The organism is Blautia sp. Marseille-P3201T (assembly GCF_900120295.1).
Lineage (GTDB): Bacteria > Bacillota > Clostridia > Lachnospirales > Lachnospiraceae > Blautia.
Window position 1 is genome coordinate 601,207 of record NZ_LT635469.1, and the last position, 21,818, is coordinate 623,024.

Below are 21,818 nucleotides of genomic sequence, written 5' to 3' on the forward strand. Positions count from 1 at the left end.
TATGTTAAAAGGTATTATATTTGATATGGATGGGGTTTTAATTAACAGCGAACCTTTTCATTTTAAAGTCTGGGAGGAAACATTAAAAAGACGTGGGATACAGATAGACTATGAGATTTATAAACCTTGTATCGGCTCAACCATTGAATTTTTGATGAACTTACTCCATGAACATTATGGAATTTGCAGAAATGATAAAGGTTTAATTAAAGAAATGAAGGAAGTTAAGGAGGAAATGATGGAAAAGCAGGGATTTCCTCCTTTAATTCCCCATGTGAGGGAATTTCTACATAGACTTTTTGAGTCCGGCTATGATATGGCAGTGGCGTCATCTTCGCCTTTGGAATATATTGAAGCTGTAACAGCACATTGGGGAATACGACAATATTTTAAATATCTTGTGAGCGGAGAGTCTGTAGATAATCCTAAGCCGGCGCCGGATGTGTTTTTGAAAACGGCAGAACTTATGGATATTACTCCAAAAGAATGTCTTGTAGTAGAGGACTCCCAAAATGGATGTAAAGCGGCAAAAGCAGCAGAAATGACATGTATGGCTTTTTATAATCCGGACTCAGGAAAACAGGATTTAGGAACGGCTTCTGTTGTTGTTGAAGGATTTGAAGAAATCGATAAGAGCTTTGTGGAAAAAATATATTGTCATAGTCATCATATCCCGGCAACAATTTGCGAAACACCACGACTTCTTATTCGTGAAATGAAGAAAGAGGATATACCGCGGCTTATGGAAATCTGTGCGCAGGAAACTTCCAAGAATGCCTGTGAAGGCGTAGCAAGACCATTGACAGAAGAGTTGGAAGGTTTTGAGGCATATAGAACATATATGTATGAGTTATGCGATATGGGATATTGGTGTGTGGTTAAAAAAGATACAGGAGAAATTATAGGCAGGGCAGGTGTAGAACCTAAATTTTGGAATGACAATAAGACGGTGGTAGAATTAGGGTATGTTATTGATGAAAATTTCAGAAGGCAGGGTTTTGCCCATGAAGCCTGTAAGGCAATTTTAAAAGTGGCCTGTGAAAGAGGCGCTGTTTATTTATATTGCAGAATAAAGAATGTGAATATTCCATCTTTAAATCTGGCAAGAAGATTGGGATTTGAAAAAATAGATTATCATTTGCAAGATGACAGCCAGGATATGGAAGTGTGGAGATATGCTTGCAGAGAAATGGAAAATCAGCTACAATAAGAGAAATTTAAAGAAAGGTTTTTCATACTAGTACAGTGAAGAATAAGAGATTTTTTGCTGTACCGGGAAAAGGAATTATGATGGAAATTATAAAATCCAGAAAATTAAAATATGAATATATAAAATATGATGATAACGGACAGCCCTGTGAAAGCTATACAGCAGTGAAAGATGTAGATTTAGACGTAAAAGCGGGACAGTTTATTTCAATATTAGGACATAATGGTTCGGGAAAATCTACACTGGCAAAGCATATTAATGCTTTGCTGCTTCCTACAGAAGGAAGTATATGGATTGATGGGACAGACACGAAGTCTGTAGAGGAACTTTGGAAAATTCGCCAGAAGGCAGGAATGGTTTTTCAAAATCCGGATAATCAGATTATCGGTACTGTAGTAGAAGAAGATGTAGGATTTGGACCTGAAAATATGGGAATTCCTACAGGAAAAATCTGGAAAAGAGTAGATAAAAGTTTAGAGTCTGTGGGAATGACAGCTTTTCGTCATCGTTCTCCTAACAAACTCTCAGGAGGACAAAAGCAGCGAGTTGCCATTGCGGGAGTACTGGCAATGCATCCGAAATGTATTATTTTAGATGAACCTACAGCAATGCTGGATCCAAATGGAAGAAAAGAGGTTTTGGCGGCAGTCCATGAGCTGAACAAAACAGAAGGTATTACAGTAATCTTAATTACTCATTATATGGAAGAAGTCATTGACTCAGACAAGGTTTTTGTCATGGATCAGGGACAGGTTGTTATGGAAGGAACCCCAAGAGAAATCTTCTCAAGGGTAGAGGAATTAAAGAAATATCGTCTTGATGTACCTCAGGTGACACTTCTTGCTCATGAATTAAAGAAGGCTGGAGTAGATCTTCCAGATGGAATACTTACGACAAAGGAATTGGTGGATAAGCTATGTCATTAAAATTAGAACATGTCACATACACTTATAATCCGGGAACTGCATACGAAATGCATGCCTTAAAAGATATTTCCTTAGAAATTCCCGCAGGACAATTTGTGGGGATTATCGGACATACAGGCAGCGGAAAATCTACATTGATCCAGCATTTTAATGGATTGATGTGCCCCACTTCAGGAGTGGTATCTTATAAAGAGGAAAATATATGGCAGGAAGGGTATTCATTAAAGCGCCTGCGCAGTCAGGTAGGGTTGGTTTTCCAATATCCGGAACATCAGCTTTTTGAGGCAGATGTTTTATCTGATGTGTGTTTTGGCCCGAAAAATCAGGGACTTTCCAATGAGGAAGCAGAGAAAAAGGCAATAGAGGCATTACAGCAGGTAGGATTGAAAGAAAAATATTATAAAAGTTCACCGTTTGAGTTATCAGGGGGACAGAAACGGCGAGTTGCCATTGCAGGAGTTTTGGCAATGGAGCCGGAGGTTCTTATTTTAGATGAACCGACTGCAGGACTTGATCCTAAAGGGCGAGATGAGATATTAGACCAGATTGCTTATCTTCATGAACAGAGGAAAATTACGGTTATTCTGGTTTCTCATAGCATGGAGGATATTGCCAGATATGTAGACCGTATTCTGGTAATGAATAAAGGCGAGAAAGCCTTTGACGGTACACCAAAGGAAGTTTTTGCCCATTATAAAGAGCTGGAACAGATTGGTCTTGCGGCTCCTCAGATTACCTATATTATGAACGAGCTACAGGCAGCAGGGCTTCCCTGTGACTGCTCTGCAATTACCGTGGAGGAAGCAAAGGCAAGTATTTTAAAGGCACTGGAGAGAAGAAAAAATGATTAGAGATATTACCATAGGACAATACTATCCGGCAGACTCTGTTCTGCACCGTCTGGATCCCAGAACGAAATTTATTGGTACATTTATTTACTTGGTTTCTCTTTTTGTAGCAGACTCTTTCTGGGGATATGTAATTGCTACCTGCTTTTTAGCCGGACTGATTATTTTATCCAAAGTACCGGTAAAATTTATGCTCAAAGGTTTGAAACCGTTGTTTATTATTCTGTTAATTACAGTAGTATTTAATTTGTTTTTAGTGCCTGGGGAAGTTATTTGGAGTTTCGGATTTTTGAAACTTACCAAAGAAGGTATTGCACAGGCAATTAAAATCGGTATTCGCCTGATTTACCTGGTTATTGGCTCTTCGATTATGACACTGACAACCACACCAAATCAGCTTACAGACGGATTGGAAAGAATTTTACACCCGTTAAATAAAATTCATGTGCCGGTACATGAAATTTCCATGATGATGTCTATTGCGCTGCGTTTTATTCCTATCTTGTTAGAAGAAACAGATAAGATTATGAAAGCACAGATTGCCCGTGGAGCAGATTTTGAAAGCGGTAATTTAATCCAAAAGGCGAAGGGATTAATTCCACTTTTAGTTCCATTGTTTATTTCTGCTTTTCGACGTGCAGATGATTTGGCAATGGCTATGGAAGCAAGATGCTACCATGGAGGTGATGACAGAACACAGATGAAACCGCTGGTATATAAGTCCAGAGATTATGTGGCTTATGGAATTGTGATTGTGTATCTGGGGATTGACATTGCTGTGCGTGTGCTTCTGTAGGAAAAGGAGTATGTTATGAAACGTGTGAAGCTGACTGTGGCTTATGATGGGACAAATTATTGTGGCTGGCAGGTGCAGCCAAATGGCATAACGGTTCAGGAAATTTTAAATCAGTGCTTGTCTGAGTTTACAGGAGAGAAAATAGAAACCATTGGAGCCAGTCGGACAGATGCCGGTGTACATGCTCTGGGGAATGTGGCAGTATTTGATACAGAAATGAGAATGCCGGGAGATAAATTTTCTTTTGCATTAAATCAAAGACTGCCGGAGGATATACGCATTCAGAAATCAGAAGAAGTAGAAATGGATTTCCATCCTCGCTATGTAAAAAGCGAAAAAACTTATGAATACCATATTTTAAACCGTCGTTTCCCAATTCCTACGGAGCGGTTTTATTCTCATTTTACCTACATTCCTTTAGATATAGAAAGAATGAGAGAGGCGGCATCCTATCTGATAGGAGAACATGATTTTAAAAGCTTTTGCGGTACAGGAGCACAGGTAAAAACCACGGTACGAACAGTAAAAGAAATTCAAATTGAGAAAAATGAAGATAAAATTACTATTCGCATTACTGGAGAAGGCTTTCTGTATAATATGGTTCGAATTATAGCCGGAACTCTTATGGACATTGGAGGAGGGCTGTATCCACCGGAAAAAATGCAGGAAATTTTAGCTGCAAAAGACAGAAAAAAAGCAGGGCCTACAGCACCTGCAAGGGGACTTACTTTAATAGGAATTCAATATTTTTAAAAAATTAAGAACCTCTCATAGAATATTAAGTGTTGAAAAACACGAAATTCTATGGGAGGTTCTTGTGAATATTTAATGAGGTTTAAAGCCCTCGCCCAGTACTTCATTAGACTCCATAATGATAATAAAGGCTTTGGGATCGATTTCTTTTACAGCATTGCGAATACTGTACATCTGTTTGTTGTTACATGCACACATAACTACATCTTTTTTTTCACCGGAATAACTTCCTTCAGCCTTCAGGAAAGTAGCTCCACGGGCTGTGACTTCATCAATTTTCTGTGCTACTTCTTTGGCATAGTCGGTGACAATCAATGTCATCTTTCCGGCATCAATTCCATACATTACCTTGTCTACAACAGTTGATAAAAGGAAACTGATAATCATACCGTAAATTAAACTGTCGATATCTTTAGAAACAATGGCAGTTCCTAAAAGAACAATCAAAGCGTCCATAACAAATGCGATTTTTCCTAAAGTGAGATGAGGATTTAAAGCTTTTAAAGTAAGCATAACAAAATCAGCACCTCCTGTAGAAGAGTCACGCATATAAATCAGGGCAAATCCCAAACCGGATAAAACACCGGTGCAGATTGCTGCCAGCATTCGGTCACCTTGATAGACGGGAAACAGGGGCGCGGTGTAATCCATAAGGAAAGAGGTAATAATAATTGTACGTATAGAACGTAAAAAGAAATCACGTCCTAAAATACGAAAACAGCAAAGTGCAATGGGAATATTTAAGAGTAAAGCTACTTTACCAATGGGCAATCCCCAAAGATGGTAGAAAATTAAGGCAATTCCGTTGAGACCGACAACTGGGAATTCCGATGCTGCGGCGAAGTTATAAGTGGCAAGTGCAATCAGTACGCCGCCTAAAATATCGATAGAAATGTCTATGCTCCATTTCTTTACATACCACATAGTTGGATGATTTTTTTTCATAATGATGCCCTCCTTTGGCTGAAAAGAAAAAGCGTGTACGAATTATACAAATATAATCCGCAAACGCTCTTTTCCACTACTAGTATACACAGAAAAAGTGAAAAAGGTCAAGTGTTTGAAAAAATTAGTACAGAAAAGGGGAGAAAGTGTGGAGAAAATATTATTTGTTTGCTATACTGTATTTTATAGAATTCCTCTGTAAAGTGGAGGAAAACTGTAAGGGATTTTTGGAACGTGTGCTTCCTATTAAAATTAATTATGTGGAAATCAACACAGAGAAAAATATTGTTTACCATCCGGAGTATAAAGGCGTTCGTCTGGATGTTTATGCAAAAGATGAAAACAATACACGTTACAATATAGAGATGCAGGTATTAAAACAACCGGCATTAGGACGCAGAAGTCGTTACTATCAAAGCCAGATGGATATGGAGCTTTTGGCAAAAGGATGTGAATATGAAGAACTTCCTGATAGCTATGTAATTTTTCTCTGCGACTTTGATCCTTTTGGTGAAAGGAAATACCGATATACTTTTCGTACAATCTGTGAGGAAACGGAGAAAGCTTCTCTAAAAGACGGGCGGTGTATTGTGTTTTTAAATACTTGCGGAAAAAATGAAGAAAATATACCACAGGAATTACTTTCTTTTCTGAAATTTGTGCATGCAGACTTAAAAGAAAGCCAGAAAGACTTTCAAGATGATTATGTAAGACAGGTACAGAAATCAGTTACAGATATTAAAGCAAGCAGGGAAATGGAGGAGAGATTTATGCTTTTAGAAGAACTGCTGAAAGACGAACACAGGCAAGGCGTTCAGGAGGGTATTCAAAAAGGTGAATTGAAAGCGACAAGAGAGATACTCGAGATGACACTGGAAAGATTTGGACAATTACCGAAAAGTTTTTTAACAACATTATATGAACAGCAGGATATTGAGTTAATCAGAAACTGGATACAGACAGCATTAACCGTGAAGTCCTTGGATGAATTTATTTCTAATATACACTAGTCAAAAATCAAGTCAAAATACCTGCAAATCTTTGCAATTTATTTATCACAGAAGATTTGCAGGAAAATCAAAAACATTTCAAAGCCATTTCAGGCAAAAATTCAAAAAAAACAGAGGAATTCTATTTTAAATTTTATTGTTTAATATAAGAAGTATGAGAGAAAAAGAAAGATTATTGTAAAAGATTTAGAAGATGTGGTATAATAATTGCACGATGTGCAATTCAAGCCAAAGGAATTGGCTTGCCGCCACAAGAGTGGCGGATTATACCGTCAAGCTAATAAAAATATTTTTGTAAGGAGATTTTAACATGAGTCAGGAAAAAGTAGATAGATATAAAAAAGAGAAAGCAAACCGTGCCAAAATCCAAAAGAAGGAGAAAAGGGTTTTATTTTTAGAAAAGTGTGCGATTGCAGCAGTTTGTGTAGTTGCAATAGGCTGGATTGGATATTCTGCATATAATTTGGCAATGAGACCGGATCCAAATGAAGCACAGGAAGTTGTTACAACAGAAATGGATGTTACAGCTTTAAATGATTATTTAGCAGGACTTTCCACAGAGGAAGCGGAATAAATAAAAGGGTGAGTTTATGGAAAACCGTACAATACAAGAACTTTTTTTAAGAAAATCCGTAAGAGTATTTTCTGATGAAAAGATTACAGAAGAGGAAAAGAGATTAATTTTAGAAGCAGCAATACAGGCACCCACAGCAGGGAATATGTCTTTGTTTACTATTCTGGATATTCAGTCACAGGAGGTTAAAAATATTCTTGCAAAGAGATGTGATAATCAAAATTTTATTGCAGAAGCCCCTGTAGTACTGGTGTTTCTGGCCGATTATCAGAGATGGTGTGATGTATTAGAAAGTTATGAAATGAAAATTTCTCCAATGGGCGAAGGTGATTTGTTCTTAGCAATGCAGGATTGTATCATTGCAGCACAGAATGCAGTTGTGGCAGCAGAGTCTATGGGAATAGGTTCCTGTTATATTGGAGATATTCTGGAAAATTACGAGGAAAATCAAAAACTTCTGAATTTACCCAAATATGTGCTGCCTATTTCCATGCTGGTTTTGGGAAGACCTACGAAACAGCAGAAAAATCGAACAAAGCCGGAACGTTTTAAAGTGGAAGATATAGTTTTTACAGATACTTATCCAGATAAAGACACAAAAGAAACAAGGGAAGCATTTAAGCGAAAACTAAATGTAAGCGATATGGAATTGAAGGAGCGTCTTGAGAGATACAGTAAAAGAAAATTTGAAGCTGAGTTTCGTATGGAAATGAACCGTTCATCAAAGGCAATGATAGACAGCTGGAATAAGTAAAGACTACAAAAAATAGCACCGCATAAGCGGTGCCTTTTTCTCATTAGAATATTCTAAATGCCGAAAAATTATAATTTTTCAACGTTAGCAGCCTGCATTCCGCGAGCGCCTTCTGTTAAATCATAACTTACAGCCTGACCTTCTTCTAAAGATTTGAAGCCTTCTCCATTGATTGCAGAGAAATGTACGAAAACGTCCTGTCCGTCTTCTCCTGTAATAAATCCGTATCCTTTTTCTGCGTTGAACCATTTAACAGTTCCCTTGTTCATAGTGTTACCTCCATAAAAATAAAAATGGCTGGATAAAAAATTAAATGGTCTTTAGAGATAATATTATGTATAAAAATGATAATATTCTCTCTAAAAACCATTTAATACTAATATCCAATATATCTTTGACATAGTAAGTATATTCCTTTGATGTGTAAAAGTCAAGGGAAAAGTGTAATTGACGAAAGAAAATGTGTGTGTTACTATTTATATAATAATCAGAAAGGATATGGAAATCTATGAAAATACTGATTAAAAGAGGACGTATTTTAAACCCATCAGATCAGACTGATAAAGTCGGTGATATTCTTGTTGAAGATGGTGTAATTAAGGAAATTAAAGAAAAAATAGAATGTCAGGAAACACCTGAAAAAGTTATTGATGCAAAAGGCTGCTATGTAATGCCGGGACTGATTGATTTACATGTACATTTACGTGATCCGGGGCTGACTTATAAAGAAGATGTTGTAACAGGTGCAAAAGCAGGTGCAAAAGGTGGATTTACTACAATTTTGGCAATGCCCAATACAAAGCCTGTAATTGATTGCGCTGACAGAGTAAATTATGTACACAACAAAGCAAAAGAACTTGCGCCTATTCATGTTCTTCAGATTGGAGCTGTGACAAAACAGCAAAAAGGAGAGGAACTTGCAGAGATTGAGGATATGATTAAGGCGGGAATTCCTGCAATCAGTGAAGACGGAAAGTCTGTAATGAACACGAAGCTTTATAAAGAAGCAATGAAAATTGCTGCAAAATACAATATTCCGGTTTTTGCCCATTGTGAGGATCAGAATATGGTAAATGGCGGCTGTGTAAATGAAGATGAAAAGTCAAAAGAACTGGGACTTCCGGGTATCAGCAACGCAGTAGAAGATATTATTGTGGCAAGAGATATTGTGCTTGCAAAAGAAACAGGGGCAAGTCTGCATTTATGTCATTGTTCTACGAAAGACAGTGTGCGTATGATTGAACTGGCAAAAGAAGAAAATCTTCCTGTTACAGGTGAAGTTTGTCCACATCATTTTATTCTTACATCTGATGATATGATTGCGGGTGACACTAATTATAAAATGAACCCTCCACTGCGTACAAAGGAAGACAGAGATGCACTTGTAAAAGGTTTAAAAGATGGTGTTTTTGATGTGATCAGTACAGATCATGCACCCCACAGCAGAGAAGAAAAACAGCGTTCCATGACAGAAGCACCATTTGGTATAGTAGGATTGGAAACAGCAGCAGCTCTTACTATGACAGAACTGGTACACAAGGGAATTTTAACACCATTGCAGATGGCAGAAAAAATGAGCTATAATCCGGCAAAGATTATTCATTCAGACAGAGGTCGCTTAGAAGTGGGAAGACCTGCAGATATTACGATTATTGATCCTGAGAGAGAATATGTAATTGACAGTAATAAATTTGAGTCAAAAGGAAAAAATACACCATTTAATGGAAGAAAAGTAAAAGGTATGGTAAAAGTAACAATCTGTGATGGTGAAATTGCATATATAGAAGAGTAAAAGAAAAGAGTAAGAAAGAAGAATTATTGGAGGAAAAATCATGATTAACAAACTGACTGCGAAAATTCAGAAAACAAAGGCACCGATTGTGGTAGGATTAGATCCAATGTTAAATTACATTCCAAAACACATTCAGGAAAAAGCATTTAAAGAATTTGGGGAAACTTTGGAAGGAGCTGCAGAAGCAATCTGGCAGTTTAATAAAGAAATTGTAGATAAAACCTATGATTTAATTCCGGCAGTAAAGCCACAGATTGCTATGTATGAACAGTTTGGTATTCCGGGAATTATGGCTTTTAAGAAAACAGTAGATTATTGTAAATCTAAAGACCTTGTGGTGATTGGAGACATTAAGCGTGGAGATATCGGTTCTACTTCAGCTGCTTATGCAACCGGTCATATTGGAAAAGTACAGATTGGAGCAAATAAAATTGCCCCATTTGACGAAGACTTTGTTACATTAAATCCATATATGGGAGCAGACAGTATTACACCATTTATTGATGTATGTAAAGAAGAAAAGAAAGGTCTTTTTATTCTTGTAAAAACATCCAACCCTTCCAGTGGAGATTTTCAGGATCAGATGGTAGGTGACAGACCTGTATATGAATTAGTAGGAGAGAAAGTTGCACAGTGGGGAGAAACCTGCATGGGTGACGATTATAGTTATGTAGGTGCTGTTGTTGGCGCTACTTATCCTGAAATGGGCAAAACACTCAGAAAGATTATGCCAAAGGCTTATATTCTTGTTCCCGGTTATGGTGCTCAGGGTGGACAGGGTAAAGATTTAGTTCATTTCTTTAATGAAGATGGTTTAGGCGCTATTGTAAATTCTTCCCGTGGAATTATTGCAGCTTATAAACAGGAAAAATATGCAAAATTCGGAGAAGAAAACTTTGCAGATGCGTCAAGAGCAGCAGCAGAGGATATGATTGCAGATATTACAGGAGCGTTGGAAGCTGCAAAATAAGGAGAAGGAACATGGCAAAATTAAAGATGACAAGTACAGTGGTAAGTCAGGAAATGATAGCAACAGATATATATAGTTTGTGGCTTCGTGCGGAGGAAATCGCAGTACAGGCAAAACCTGGACAGTTTATTTCTGTATACTGTAAAGACTCCGGAAAAATTCTTCCAAGACCAATCAGTATTTGTGAAATTGATAAAGAAAAGGGAATGCTTCGTATTGTATATAGAATTGCAGGAGAAGGAACAAAGGAATTTTCTTCTCTTGTAAGCGGAGATACGGTAGATATTTTAGGACCATTGGGAAATGGCTTTCCTATGGAAGAAATTAAAGGAAAAAAGGTGTTTATGATGGGTGGAGGAATTGGGGTTCCTCCTATGGTGCAGACTGCCAAAGAAGCAGAAGCAGATGTGACAATCATTGCAGGTTATCGTAACAGTGAGATTTTCCTGAAAGAAGATTTGGAAAAGAATGGTCGTCTTGTAGTTGCTACAGAGGATGGAAGCGTAGGAACAAAAGGAAATGTTATGGATGCTATTCGTGAAAATAATCTTACTGCAGATGTGATTTTTGCCTGTGGTCCAACACCAATGTTGCGGGCAATTAAAAATTATGCGGAGGAAAACAATATCCTTTGCTATATTTCCATGGAAGAAAAAATGGCATGCGGAGTGGGTGCGTGTCTGGCATGTGTATGTAAATCAAAAGAGGTAGACCATCATTCTCATGTACATAATAAGCGAATTTGCAAGGACGGACCGGTCTTTTTAAGTACGGAGGTGGAATTGTAATGAATACAAAAGTAAAAATTGCCGGGATTGAACTGAAAAATCCTGTTATGACAGCCTCCGGTACTTTTGGCTCAGGAGCAGAGTACAGCGAGTTTGTGGACTTAAATGAACTGGGCGCAGTAGTGACAAAGGGTGTTGCCAATGTTGCGTGGCCGGGAAATCCTACACCTAGAATTGCAGAAATTCACAGCGGTATGATGAATGCCATCGGGCTTCAAAATCCGGGAATGGAAGTATTTTGTGAAAGAGATTTACCTTATCTGCAGCAGTTTGATACAAAAGTAATTGTAAATGTATGCGGACATGCGCCGGAAGAATATCTGGCAGTGGTAGAACGTCTGGCAGATGAACCGGCAGATATGCTGGAAATCAATATTTCCTGTCCAAATGTAAATGCAAATTTCCTTGCTTTTGGTCAGGACCCAAAGCATGTGGAAGAACTTACGGCACAGATTAAAAAGGTTGCAAAACAGCCGGTGATTATGAAACTGACACCGAATGTTACGGATATTGCGGAAATTGCAAGAGCAGCAGAAGCAGGTGGAGCAGATGCAGTTTCACTTATTAATACGCTGACAGGTATGAAAATTGATATTAATAAAAGAACCTTTGCTCTTGCCAATAAAACAGGTGGGGTTTCCGGTCCATGTGTGAAACCAATTGCAGTGCGTATGGTTTATCAGGTTGCACAGGCTGTCAACATTCCGATTATTGGAATGGGCGGTATTCAGAATGCAGAGGATGCGCTGGAATTTATTATGGCAGGCGCTACGGCAGTATCAATCGGAACTGCAAACTTTACAAATCCTTATGCTACTGTAGAAACAATCAGAGGCATTGAGGCTTATATGGAGAAAAATAAAATTGAAGATATCCGGGATTTAATCGGAATTGTAAAATAAAAATGAGGGAGGCTGTAACCTGTGAATACACAGGCAGCCTCCTATTGCTATAAAAAGGGTGGTGAAATACAGGCGAGAAATTTGGGACTTTGGACAGCACATTCTTATCATGTGGCAGATGCAGCAGAATTGATTGCAGAAGCCTGTGGAAATTTAGATACAGAAAAGGCTTTTGCATGTGGCTTGCTTCATGATATCGGAAGACGAACAGGAATTGCACAGATGAGACATACCATTGACGGCTATGATTATGCTATTTCCAAGGGATGGGATGAGGTGGCAAGAGTATGTCTGACACATTCCTTTCCGGTAAAAGATATTGAAGCGGATATCGGAAAGAAAGATATACGCCCGGAGCAATATGAATTTATAAAAAATTATCTGGAACAGATTGAGTATGATGATTATGATAAACTGATTATTTTATGTGATGCTCTGGCAGATGCAAAAGGCTTTTGCATTTTAGAAAAGAGATTTGTTGACACGGCAAGACGATATGGATTTTATCCTTTTTCTCTGGACAGGTGGAATAATACCTACAAATTTAAGGAATATTTTGAAGAACGTATGGGCAAATCCATTTATACTGTGCTGCCGGAGATTGAGAAATGTATTTATATGTAAAGGAGAAAAGCGTATGTGGATAATTTTAGGAATTAGTGCCGTAATTACAGCGTTGCTTAATTTGATTTTTTCATTCATGGGAAAATCAGTACGTTGGTTAGGATTTTTAAGTTTTTCACTTACAGCATTGACTGTGTGTGCAATTTATCAGGTAGCAGCAGGTTCAGTGATACAGGAGGATTGGAGTGCATTAGCGGATACAGTGCCTACTATGGAAAAATTCACATGGATATTTACAGTATTATCTATGGCAATCAACGGAATTTCATTATGGAAATCAGGTGTTAAAAAGTGAGAGACTTTATAGATTTTGTTAAAGATATAGTAACCATACTAGTCGGCGGTGTAATTGAGAACCGGGCAGAAATAAAAGTCAGTGAAAAAAGAAGGGAGTTCTTTAAACATAAGGGTAATAAAATATCGGCGTTTTTCTTTTACGGTTCAGTGATAGCAGCCGTGGTACTGGCAATCTTTGGACTTATTGAACTTGTAAAAGGAAAAGTGTTGGGAGATATATTCCTTGTTGGCGGAATTATTTTAGGCTTGTTTTTAATAGTAGAATGGGGAGCAGCAGAATAAAATGGTTGTTTTAATTACAGGGGCATCTCATACGGGAAAAACTTTATTGGCACAAAAGCTATTGGAAAAATATAAGTATTCGGTTCTTTCGATTGACTTGTTAAAAATGGGATTAATTCGGAGCAAAAATACAGATTTGACACCGGAAGATGACGAAAAATTGGAATTTTATCTATGGAAAATTGTTAAGGAAATTGTAAAAACCGCAATAGAAAATAAACAAAATTTGATTGTAGAGGGCTGCTATATTCCGTTTATGTGGAAACAGGATTTTACAGAGGAGTATTTAAAAGATATTCTGTATCAAGTATGGAAAAATAGGAAGTTATTATAAGAAAAATGGGAAAATAAATAGGAAATCCTTCTAAAATCTGATATAATAAAATTAGAAAAAGAGTTTTTTGCAGCAGGTGAAAGGAGGAAAACAGATGCGTAAAAGAAAAAGCAGACAAAAAATATTTTGTATAGGCTTCGCATTTTGTCTATGGATTTCCGGTTTTACAATGGTATCAGCAGATAATGCTTCCGGGATGGATAAGAGCTATATAAAAAACTTTACATGCACAAACAATATTGGAAATACAAAAATAGAGCTAAATGTTTCGGCGGATGTCTGGTCTGATGGATCTTATGCACAAATTAACAAAATTATAGGAAATGACTTAAATGTAACATCAGATATTCCTTACATAGAATTTGAAGATTATAATATAGATGTCTGGAGTGCCGAGGGTACTTATCCAACGACAAGACTTTTTTATACTTATAACGGGACATTAAAGGTCAAAGTGACAGCTGCTACACCAACAGCTGTAATAGAAGCATTAGAGAAAGAAGGTTTTTGCGGTGGTGAACCTGTTTCTGGCATTACAGATTATATAAAGAATATTGATGAATGTGGAGAAATCCAGTTATATCAGTAAAGGAAGTCTGAATATATGAAAACTTCAAAATAAGAATATAAAAGAAAGATTGGGAGATTATCGTTTGTAAACAGGATAATCTCCTTTTTGAATGTTTTTGTTTATTTTTGAAAAATATGAAGTATACTTCATAAAAATCTTGACAGTTTGAGAAAGCAATAATATGATGAAGTTAACTTCATGAGAAGTACACTTCATATTGGAGGGAAAAATGAAAACAAAAGTGAAAGAATTGCGTACAGAAGGCAAAATGACACAACAACAGTTGGCAGATTTGGTTCATGTATCATCAAGGACTATCATTTCTATTGAGAAAGGACAATATAATCCTTCATTAATGCTTGCATATCGTATGGCAATGGTTTTTGGAGTAAGCGTAGAAGAATTGTGTTGCTTAAAAGAAAACAAAGAATTGGAGGATAAGGAGTATGAAGATTTATAATAAAAAGACATTTGTGTCCGGAGTATTCCTGATAGTTTTAGGTGTGTCGAACTTTAAATAAATATAATGGATTTATTGTAGGCATTTTTAAGCCTGTTCTTTGATTGAAATAACAGGAAATATGTGATAGAATTGAGAAGATTTAAAAGTTCTTTTTTATGGTGTAAAAATGGTGTACTAAGGGATAAAAATAGAAAATAAGGGCGAGAAAGGTCCATAAATACAGGAGGTTTTAAGAAAGATGGAACAGTATAAACAGGAATTTATTGAATTTATGGTAGAGAGTGATGTTTTAAAATTCGGAGAATTTACCCTGAAAAGCGGTAGAAAGTCTCCTTTCTTTATGAATGCAGGAGCTTATGTAACAGGCTCTCAGTTAAAAAGATTAGGTGAATACTATGCAAAAGCTATTCATGACAAATACGGAGATGATTTTGACGTATTATTCGGACCGGCTTACAAAGGAATTCCAATCAGTGTTGTAACAGCTATTGCATATAGTGAATTATACGGTAAAGAAGTACGCTACTGCTCAGACCGTAAGGAAGAAAAAGACCACGGTGCAGATAAAGGAAGTTTCTTGGGAAGTAAGCTGCAGGATGGAGACAGAGTTGTTATGATTGAAGACGTAACAACCTCCGGAAAATCTATGGAAGAAACCGTTCCAAAGGTGAAAGGTGCAGCGAATGTGGAAATCGTAGGTTTGATGGTTTCTTTAAATCGTATGGAAAAAGGAAAGGGCGATAAGAGCGCACTTGCTGAAATCAAAGAAACTTACGGATTTGAGACAAATGCCATTGTAACAATGGAGGAAGTAGTAGAGCATTTATACAACAGAGAATGTAATGGTAAAGTTGTAATTGACGATAAAACAAAAGAAGCGATTGATGCATACTACGAAATCTACGGAGTAAAATAATCAGAAAAGGAAGTGTTCCTAAATGAATGAAAAGGTTTATAAAACCATGACACGATGCGGTGCAGGAAGTATTGCAGTGGGAATTATTGTGCTGGTTACAGGCATTACTACGGGGATTTTAATGCTGGTAAGCGGAGCAAGATTATTAAAAAGAAAGTCAGAAATTACATTTTAATGTGTAAGGCAAAAGAGGGCGGGGGAAAGGGTTCTCCCGTCTTTATGTTATTTAAGAAAGAATAAGGGGTTAAAATTGAATAAAAATGTGAAGAAGAAAATCAAAACAGTCAGTACTATGCTATTTGTGCTGTATCTGTTATTGTTGATTTATTTTCTCTTTTTTGCAGAGCGTTTTGGGGTATTGCGTTTTGAAGAAAGAGAATATCATTATAATCTGGTATTTCTTCAGGAGATTAAGCGATTTTGGACGTATAGGGAACAGTTGGGTGTGTGGCCGGTTGTATTGAACTTGTTGGGGAATGTTGTGGGATTTATTCCTTTTGGATTTATTCTTCCGATTATTAAAAAGGATACAAGAAGATTTTTATTTATCACATTTTCAGGGTTTACCTTGAGCCTTTGCGTAGAAATCATTCAGCTGGTTACAAAGCTGGGTTGTTTTGATGTAGATGATTTGATTATGAATACACTGGGTGCGGCACTTGGCTATCTGCTTTTTGCCGTTATCTATTTCGTTTATAAAAGAAAAAAAGGAGAAACAAGTAATGGCAAAAAAGAAAAATAAATATTCTTTTGCAAAAAAGAAACATTCCGGACAGGGAATAGCCTCAACGGTTTTTGCCGGAATTTCTCTGGGGATTTTTTGTGCCGCCGCATTATGCGCTTTGATTTTTCATGGAAAGGGCGGGATGTATTTGGGAGCATTGGGGCTGATTGCCATTGTTCTTTCCATTTATGGATTTATTACCGGATTGAAGAGCTTTTCCGAGAAAAACAGGGATCAGCTTTTTTGTAAAATCGGAGCAGTGGGAAATGGAGTACTTATGGTTATCTGGCTGGCACTTTTCTTAGTTGGAATTTCTTAATAACAGAAAGGCAGGATAAAGATATGGAAGAACGATTGAAAAAACAGATGGATTTTTTGCTGGAAGCAGATAAGGCAAAGTTTATTGGCCGGCAGACTTATTTATCAGATGGCATCAGAAAAGAAAATGATGCAGAGCATTCCTGGCATCTGGCTTTAATGGCAGCACTTTTGGCAGAATATTCTGAGGAAAAGATTGATTTAGCAAAGACGATGCTTATGGTATTAGTGCATGATTTAGTAGAAATTGACGCGGGTGATACTTATGCCTATGACGCAGTTGGAAACCAGACAAAGAGGGAAAGAGAGCTAAAAGCAGCAGAGCGAATTTTTAACATTCTTCCAAAAGACCAGGCAGAACAACTGAGAACATTGTGGGATGAGTTTGAAGAATATCAGACACCAGAGGCTAAATTTGCCCATGTTTGTGATAATATTCAACCTTTAATGTTAAATCACGCCACTGGTGGAAAATCATGGAGAGAGCGTGGAATAAAGAAATCACAGGTATTAAAGAGAAATGAGCGCACAGGAGAAGGCTCAAAAATTATGGAGTCTTATGTGCATGAAATATTAGACTTAAATGTGGAAAAGGGGAATTTGAAAGATGAATGATGTATTTTTTGAAGAACGCTATACTTTAATGCGTGAGAGAATTCAGGAAATTCAAAAAGAAGAGGTTGTAAAAGAACCTTATGGTGAATATTTCAGAAAAACAGCAGAATTTATTCTGATGGTGGATGAACTGTACGGAAAGATACAAAAAGGCTGGATAGAAACCGCTTCACAGAAAGAATTGGAAGAAAACAACTATGCTTTGTATCAGGATATTTTACCGGAAAATTATGATAGTTCTTATGGAAATCCTGCTTATGCACAAAAAATGCTGGGAGAAGAGTTTGGTGCATTATTAAGTTTTCTATATACAGAAATTCGTGGAATGATTGTTTTTGCTTATGAAAAGCGTCTTTTTGACATGACTGTTGTTTTAGAACTTTTTGTGCAGATTTATAATCTTTTTGAGGAAGAGGAGATATCTGCAAAGGATGTAAAGGATGCTATTTACTGGTATATCAGCGATTACAGTGATGAAATGGTAGGATACAGAGTCAGAGAAGGAATTGATCCGTCTTTAGATTTTGCTGCAAAAATCATCTGTGACAGTGACTTAACAGATCTTCGTTATTTGTACAAATTTGGGGAATATATTACAGAAAATGAAATCGGTATGGCAAATTTCCTGAATACTCTGCCGGAAGAAAAAATTCAGGCAATGGCAAGAACATTTACAGAAGGATATAGAGAAGGATTTGTTTTAGGCGGTAAAGATATTACAAAGAAGAAGACTGTAAATATTCGTTTCCAGCTGGGGTTTGAGCGAATTGTAAAAGAGGAAATCAGACAGTTTGCGGAAATGGGATTACAGCCTGTTATCTATCGAAGTGCTGTTCATTCGGTAAATAAAAAACAGCATCATAGAATTGGATATTATGGGGCAGTTCCTAATCAGCAGTTTGAATACGACCATAAGGATGATGCCGCACTGTATTTAGACCATGAGTTTATTCAGAGAAAACTGAGAGTTTTACAGGTGGCTTATGAGCAGGTGAAGGAGCTGGCGGCTGTTCACGGAGGTCCTGCATGTATGGAAATCTTTGGAGAAACACCTTTTGTACCTGAAAAGACAGAGGAAGCCTGTGTTTTAACACCACATCAGCAGAAATTGCAGGTGTCTTATGACAATGAGTCAGGTCAGATCGTAAATCGTTATATTAAGGGTGAAGAAAGAAGCTTTACCATTATTGCATATCCGGTAAAAGAAATCGGAGAAAAATTCGAGGAAATTTTTGAAGAAACTGTGAAATTAAATACATTGGATAATGAATTATACAGAAAAATCCAGCAGAGTATCATTGATGCATTAGATAAGGGGACTTGCGTACATATTCTGGGAAAAGGGGAAAATGAAACAGATTTAACCGTTTCTCTTCATACACTGGAAAATCCGGACAAGCAGACTAATTTCGAAAACTGTGTAGCAGATGTAAATATTCCAGTGGGCGAAGTCTTTACATCACCAGTGCTCAAGGGAACAAATGGTACTTTGGCAGTATCCAGAGTATTTTTAAACGGTTTGGAATATAGAGGGCTGAAACTTCTTTTTAAAGACGGAAAGATTGCAGAGTATACTTGTAAAAACTTTGAAAAGGAAGAGGAGAATAAGAGCTTTTTAAAAGAAAATCTTCTTCATCATCATGAGACGCTTCCATTGGGAGAATTTGCAATCGGAACGAACACTACGGCTTATGTAATGGCACAGAAATATGAAATTGCGCATTTGCTGCCGATTTTAATTGCAGAAAAAATGGGACCACACTTTGCAGTAGGGGATACCTGCTATAGTTGGGGAGAAGATACGGCTGTTTATAATCCGGATGGAAAGGAAATTATTGCAAGAGACAACGAGGTTTCTATTTTAAGAAAAGAAGATATTAGTAAGGCTTATATGGGGTGTCACACAGATATTACCATTCCTTATGATGAATTGGATAAAATTTGGGTAGAAACAGAAAAAAATGAGAAAATCATGATTATCAGCGATGGAAGATTTGTATTAGAGGGTACAGAAAAATTAAACGAGCCTTTCTGTGAATAATATAAAGAAAAAGGGTTTTGCGGTTGACATTATTTGTAACAATATGTAAAATTGTGCTGTACAATAAAATATACAGCATAAGCTGAATTTAATTTAAAGGAGAACAATCATGGCAAAAGTTGGAATTGTTATGGGCAGCGACTCAGATATGCCTGTTATGAGTAAAGCGGCAGATATGTTAGAGAAATTCGGAATTGAATACGAAATGACGATTATTTCTGCCCACAGAGAACCGGATGTATTCTTTGAATATGCGAAAACAGCAGAAGAAAAGGGATTTAAAGTCATTATTGCAGGAGCAGGTATGGCAGCACACCTTCCAGGTATGTGTGCAGCAATTTTCCCAATGCCGGTTATCGGTATCCCAATGCATACAACTTCTTTAGGAGGAAGGGACTCTCTGTATTCTATTGTTCAGATGCCTTCCGGTATTCCTGTTGCAACTGTTGCAATTAACGGAGGAGCAAACGCAGCAATTCTGGCAGCCAAGATTTTAGCTACTTCAGATGAAGCATTATTGCAGAAATTAAAAGATTATAAAGAAGAATTAAAAGATCAGGTTGTTGCAAAAGATGCAAAATTACAGGAAGTAGGATATAAAAACTATAAATAAAAGCAGGGAAATGAAACGGAGGAAGAAAGAAAATGGATTACAAGAAAGCTGGCGTAGATATTGAAGCTGGATATAAATCAGTAGAATTGATGAAAGAACATGTAAAGAAAACAATGCGTGAAGAAGTTCTTGGCGGATTAGGCGGTTTCTCCGGTGCTTTTTCTCTGGCAAAAATTAAAGAGATGGAAGAACCAGTATTGTTATCCGGTACAGATGGATGTGGAACAAAGGTGAAACTGGCAATGGTAATGGACAAACACGATACAATTGGTATTGATGCAGTTGCAATGTGTGTAAACGATATTGCATGTGCAGGTGGAGAACCATTATTTTTCTTAGATTATATTGCATGTGGAAAAAATTATCCTGAAAAAATTGCTACTATCGTAAAAGGTGTTGCAGAAGGATGCTTACAGTCTGAAGCAGCTTTAATCGGTGGCGAAACAGCAGAACATCCTGGACTTATGCCGGAAGATGATTACGATTTAGCAGGTTTTGCAGTTGGTGTTTGTGACAAGAAAGATATGATCACCGGAGAAAACTTAAAAGCAGGTGATGTTTTAATCGGTATGGCATCTTCCGGTGTTCACAGCAATGGTTTTTCATTAGTAAGAAAAGTATTTGAAATTACAAAAGAGTCTTTAGATACTTATTATGAAGAATTAGGAACAACTTTAGGAGAAGCTTTACTTGCTCCTACAAGAATTTATGTAAAAGCATTGAAAAAAGTAAAAGAAGCAGGTATTACCGTAAAAGCCTGCAGCCACATCACAGGCGGCGGATTTTATGAAAATATTCCACGTATGTTAAAAGATGGTGTATGTGCAGTTGTAGAAAAAGACAGCTACCCAATTCCTCCAATTTTTACATTAATGGCAAAAACAGGAAATATTGAAGAGCAGATGATGTATAATACTTATAACATGGGTATTGGTATGATTGTAGCAGTAGATCCGGCAGACGTTGACAAAACAATGGAAGCTATGAAGGCAGCAGGAGATACTCCTTATGTAATCGGTAAGATTGAAGATGGAGAAAAAGGTGTTAAATTAGTATAAGATAGGGAAATCAGGGTTGCAAGAGCAGCCCTTTTCCTGTTTATAAAGAAAGGCTGAATGAATATGATGAAAATGGCAGTGTTGGTGTCCGGTGGAGGAACAAATCTTCAGGCGATTATGGATGCAATGGACAGGGGCGAAATTACCAATGCGGAAATTGCTGTAGTAATCAGTAATAACGCAAATGCGTATGCTTTGGAAAGAGCAAGAATGAAGGGAATAGAGGCAATCTGCGTCTCTCCGAAAGCGTATGCTTCCAGAGCGGAATTTAATCAGGCTTTACTTGAAACAATCCAATCCTATCATGTAGATCTCGTTGTTCTGGCAGGTTGTCTTGTAGTTATTCCGGAAATTATGGTAAAGGCTTATCCAAATAAGATTATCAATATTCATCCGGCGCTTATTCCATCTTTCTGCGGTACAGGTTATTATGGACTGAAGGTGCATGAGGGTGTACTGGAAAGAGGAGTAAAAGTAACCGGAGCAACGGTACATTTTGTAGATGAAGGTACGGATACAGGTCCGATTATTTTACAGAAAGCAGTGGAAGTTCGTCAGGGAGATACACCGGAAATTCTTCAGCGCAGAGTTATGGAAGAGGCAGAGTGGAAAATTATGCCGAGAGCCATTGATTTAATTGCAAATGATAAAATTGAAGTTGTGGATGGACTGGTAAAATTTAAAGAATAAGAAG

General features: G+C 37.2%; 28 protein-coding genes and 1 pseudogene. 27 read left to right on the forward strand and 2 right to left on the reverse strand.

From position 1 onward, the window contains the following. Position 1 precedes the first annotated feature (1 nt). The 5 genes from BQ7352_RS07890 (at position 2) to truA (ending at position 4,533) form a co-directional block, all read left to right on the forward strand. On the forward strand, positions 2-1,210 hold the full coding sequence (locus BQ7352_RS07890) for a GNAT family N-acetyltransferase (protein ID WP_072448422.1): 1,209 nt from the start codon (positions 2-4) through the stop codon (positions 1,208-1,210). An 80-nt stretch (positions 1,211-1,290) separates the two neighbouring features. After that, positions 1,291-2,136 carry an energy-coupling factor transporter ATPase gene (locus BQ7352_RS07895; protein WP_072448679.1) on the forward strand — a complete coding sequence of 282 codons (846 nt, stop codon included), beginning with the start codon at positions 1,291-1,293 and terminating at the stop codon, positions 2,134-2,136. Continuing rightward, positions 2,127-2,987: an energy-coupling factor transporter ATPase gene (locus BQ7352_RS07900; protein ID WP_072448426.1), complete on the forward strand. Its 861-nt coding sequence runs from the start codon at positions 2,127-2,129 to the stop codon at positions 2,985-2,987. Before BQ7352_RS07895 ends, BQ7352_RS07900 begins: the two co-directional genes overlap by 10 nt. Continuing rightward, positions 2,980-3,780, forward strand: coding sequence for an energy-coupling factor transporter transmembrane component T family protein (locus tag BQ7352_RS07905; RefSeq protein WP_072448427.1), 801 nt, complete (start codon positions 2,980-2,982; stop codon positions 3,778-3,780). Before BQ7352_RS07900 ends, BQ7352_RS07905 begins: the two co-directional genes overlap by 8 nt. A gap of 15 nt (positions 3,781-3,795) precedes the next feature. Further along, positions 3,796-4,533 (forward strand): tRNA pseudouridine(38-40) synthase TruA, encoded by a 738-nt coding sequence (truA, locus tag BQ7352_RS07910; RefSeq protein WP_072448428.1) that lies wholly within the window; start codon positions 3,796-3,798, stop codon positions 4,531-4,533. A gap of 72 nt (positions 4,534-4,605) precedes the next feature. Here truA and BQ7352_RS07915 read toward each other — a convergent pair whose 3' ends face one another. Beyond that, positions 4,606-5,478 (reverse strand): YitT family protein, encoded by an 873-nt coding sequence (locus BQ7352_RS07915; protein WP_072448429.1) that lies wholly within the window; start codon positions 5,476-5,478, stop codon positions 4,606-4,608. A 146-nt stretch (positions 5,479-5,624) separates the two neighbouring features. Here BQ7352_RS07915 and BQ7352_RS07920 point away from each other — a divergent pair, with 146 nt between their 5' ends. From BQ7352_RS07920 to BQ7352_RS07930, 3 genes are all read left to right on the forward strand, one after another. Then, complete coding sequence (locus tag BQ7352_RS07920) at positions 5,625-6,488, forward strand: Rpn family recombination-promoting nuclease/putative transposase (protein ID WP_072448430.1); 864 nt, start codon at positions 5,625-5,627, stop codon at positions 6,486-6,488. Positions 6,489-6,798: 310 nt separating this feature from the next. Continuing rightward, positions 6,799-7,062: a hypothetical protein gene (locus tag BQ7352_RS07925; protein ID WP_072448431.1), complete on the forward strand. Its 264-nt coding sequence runs from the start codon at positions 6,799-6,801 to the stop codon at positions 7,060-7,062. Between the two features lie 16 nt (positions 7,063-7,078). Then, positions 7,079-7,816, forward strand: a complete 738-nt coding sequence (locus BQ7352_RS07930; protein WP_072448432.1) for a nitroreductase family protein — start codon at positions 7,079-7,081, stop codon at positions 7,814-7,816. Positions 7,817-7,884: 68 nt separating this feature from the next. On the opposite strand, the gene BQ7352_RS07935 is transcribed toward BQ7352_RS07930, so the two are convergent. Continuing rightward, positions 7,885-8,085 (reverse strand): cold-shock protein, encoded by a 201-nt coding sequence (locus tag BQ7352_RS07935; RefSeq protein WP_003022537.1) that lies wholly within the window; start codon positions 8,083-8,085, stop codon positions 7,885-7,887. A 239-nt stretch (positions 8,086-8,324) separates the two neighbouring features. Between BQ7352_RS07935 and BQ7352_RS07940 the strand changes: the two genes are divergently transcribed. From BQ7352_RS07940 to purN, 19 genes and pseudogenes are all read left to right on the forward strand, one after another. Continuing rightward, positions 8,325-9,608: a dihydroorotase gene (locus BQ7352_RS07940; RefSeq protein ID WP_072448442.1), complete on the forward strand. Its 1,284-nt coding sequence runs from the start codon at positions 8,325-8,327 to the stop codon at positions 9,606-9,608. Between the two features lie 40 nt (positions 9,609-9,648). Beyond that, positions 9,649-10,578: an orotidine-5'-phosphate decarboxylase gene (pyrF, locus tag BQ7352_RS07945; RefSeq protein ID WP_072448444.1), complete on the forward strand. Its 930-nt coding sequence runs from the start codon at positions 9,649-9,651 to the stop codon at positions 10,576-10,578. Positions 10,579-10,589: 11 nt separating this feature from the next. Next, entirely contained in the window at positions 10,590-11,366 is a 777-nt protein-coding gene (locus BQ7352_RS07950) for a dihydroorotate dehydrogenase electron transfer subunit (RefSeq protein WP_072448446.1), read from the forward strand. Next, entirely contained in the window at positions 11,366-12,268 is a 903-nt protein-coding gene (locus BQ7352_RS07955) for a dihydroorotate dehydrogenase (protein WP_072448448.1), read from the forward strand. The genes BQ7352_RS07950 and BQ7352_RS07955 overlap by 1 nt, the downstream gene beginning before the upstream one ends. A 21-nt stretch (positions 12,269-12,289) precedes the next feature. Beyond that, complete coding sequence (locus tag BQ7352_RS07960) at positions 12,290-12,892, forward strand: HD domain-containing protein (protein WP_072448456.1); 603 nt, start codon at positions 12,290-12,292, stop codon at positions 12,890-12,892. Positions 12,893-12,905: 13 nt separating this feature from the next. Continuing rightward, positions 12,906-13,187, forward strand: coding sequence for a hypothetical protein (locus BQ7352_RS07965; RefSeq protein ID WP_072448490.1), 282 nt, complete (start codon positions 12,906-12,908; stop codon positions 13,185-13,187). After that, on the forward strand, positions 13,184-13,471 hold the full coding sequence (locus BQ7352_RS07970; protein ID WP_072448492.1) for a hypothetical protein: 288 nt from the start codon (positions 13,184-13,186) through the stop codon (positions 13,469-13,471). The genes BQ7352_RS07965 and BQ7352_RS07970 overlap by 4 nt, the downstream gene beginning before the upstream one ends. 1 nt (position 13,472) lies before the next feature. Further along, positions 13,473-13,775, forward strand: a pseudogene (locus BQ7352_RS07975) (AAA family ATPase); the annotation flags it as partial. Positions 13,776-13,899: 124 nt separating this feature from the next. After that, positions 13,900-14,394 (forward strand): hypothetical protein, encoded by a 495-nt coding sequence (locus BQ7352_RS07980; protein ID WP_072448495.1) that lies wholly within the window; start codon positions 13,900-13,902, stop codon positions 14,392-14,394. Between the two features lie 211 nt (positions 14,395-14,605). After that, on the forward strand, positions 14,606-14,836 hold the full coding sequence (locus tag BQ7352_RS07985; RefSeq protein WP_003022518.1) for a helix-turn-helix transcriptional regulator: 231 nt from the start codon (positions 14,606-14,608) through the stop codon (positions 14,834-14,836). Between the two features lie 241 nt (positions 14,837-15,077). After that, positions 15,078-15,755, forward strand: a complete 678-nt coding sequence (pyrE, locus tag BQ7352_RS07990) for an orotate phosphoribosyltransferase (RefSeq protein ID WP_072448502.1) — start codon at positions 15,078-15,080, stop codon at positions 15,753-15,755. Between the two features lie 22 nt (positions 15,756-15,777). Continuing rightward, positions 15,778-15,930, forward strand: coding sequence for a hypothetical protein (locus tag BQ7352_RS14635; RefSeq protein WP_003022510.1), 153 nt, complete (start codon positions 15,778-15,780; stop codon positions 15,928-15,930). 75 nt (positions 15,931-16,005) lie between these two features. Beyond that, on the forward strand, positions 16,006-16,497 hold the full coding sequence (locus BQ7352_RS07995) for a VanZ family protein (RefSeq protein ID WP_242948555.1): 492 nt from the start codon (positions 16,006-16,008) through the stop codon (positions 16,495-16,497). Then, complete coding sequence (locus BQ7352_RS08000) at positions 16,478-16,798, forward strand: DUF6142 family protein (protein WP_072448505.1); 321 nt, start codon at positions 16,478-16,480, stop codon at positions 16,796-16,798. The genes BQ7352_RS07995 and BQ7352_RS08000 overlap by 20 nt, the downstream gene beginning before the upstream one ends. 23 nt (positions 16,799-16,821) lie before the next feature. Beyond that, complete coding sequence (locus tag BQ7352_RS08005) at positions 16,822-17,412, forward strand: HD domain-containing protein (RefSeq protein ID WP_072448506.1); 591 nt, start codon at positions 16,822-16,824, stop codon at positions 17,410-17,412. Then, positions 17,405-19,453 carry an aminopeptidase gene (locus tag BQ7352_RS08010; RefSeq protein WP_072448507.1) on the forward strand — a complete coding sequence of 683 codons (2,049 nt, stop codon included), beginning with the start codon at positions 17,405-17,407 and terminating at the stop codon, positions 19,451-19,453. Before BQ7352_RS08005 ends, BQ7352_RS08010 begins: the two co-directional genes overlap by 8 nt. Before the next feature lie 109 nt (positions 19,454-19,562). Further along, on the forward strand, positions 19,563-20,066 hold the full coding sequence (gene purE, locus BQ7352_RS08015; protein ID WP_003022499.1) for a 5-(carboxyamino)imidazole ribonucleotide mutase: 504 nt from the start codon (positions 19,563-19,565) through the stop codon (positions 20,064-20,066). A gap of 32 nt (positions 20,067-20,098) precedes the next feature. Then, positions 20,099-21,124 (forward strand): phosphoribosylformylglycinamidine cyclo-ligase, encoded by a 1,026-nt coding sequence (purM, locus tag BQ7352_RS08020; RefSeq protein ID WP_072448515.1) that lies wholly within the window; start codon positions 20,099-20,101, stop codon positions 21,122-21,124. A gap of 63 nt (positions 21,125-21,187) precedes the next feature. Then, positions 21,188-21,814 (forward strand): phosphoribosylglycinamide formyltransferase, encoded by a 627-nt coding sequence (gene purN, locus BQ7352_RS08025; protein WP_072448683.1) that lies wholly within the window; start codon positions 21,188-21,190, stop codon positions 21,812-21,814. Positions 21,815-21,818: the final 4 nt, after the last annotated feature.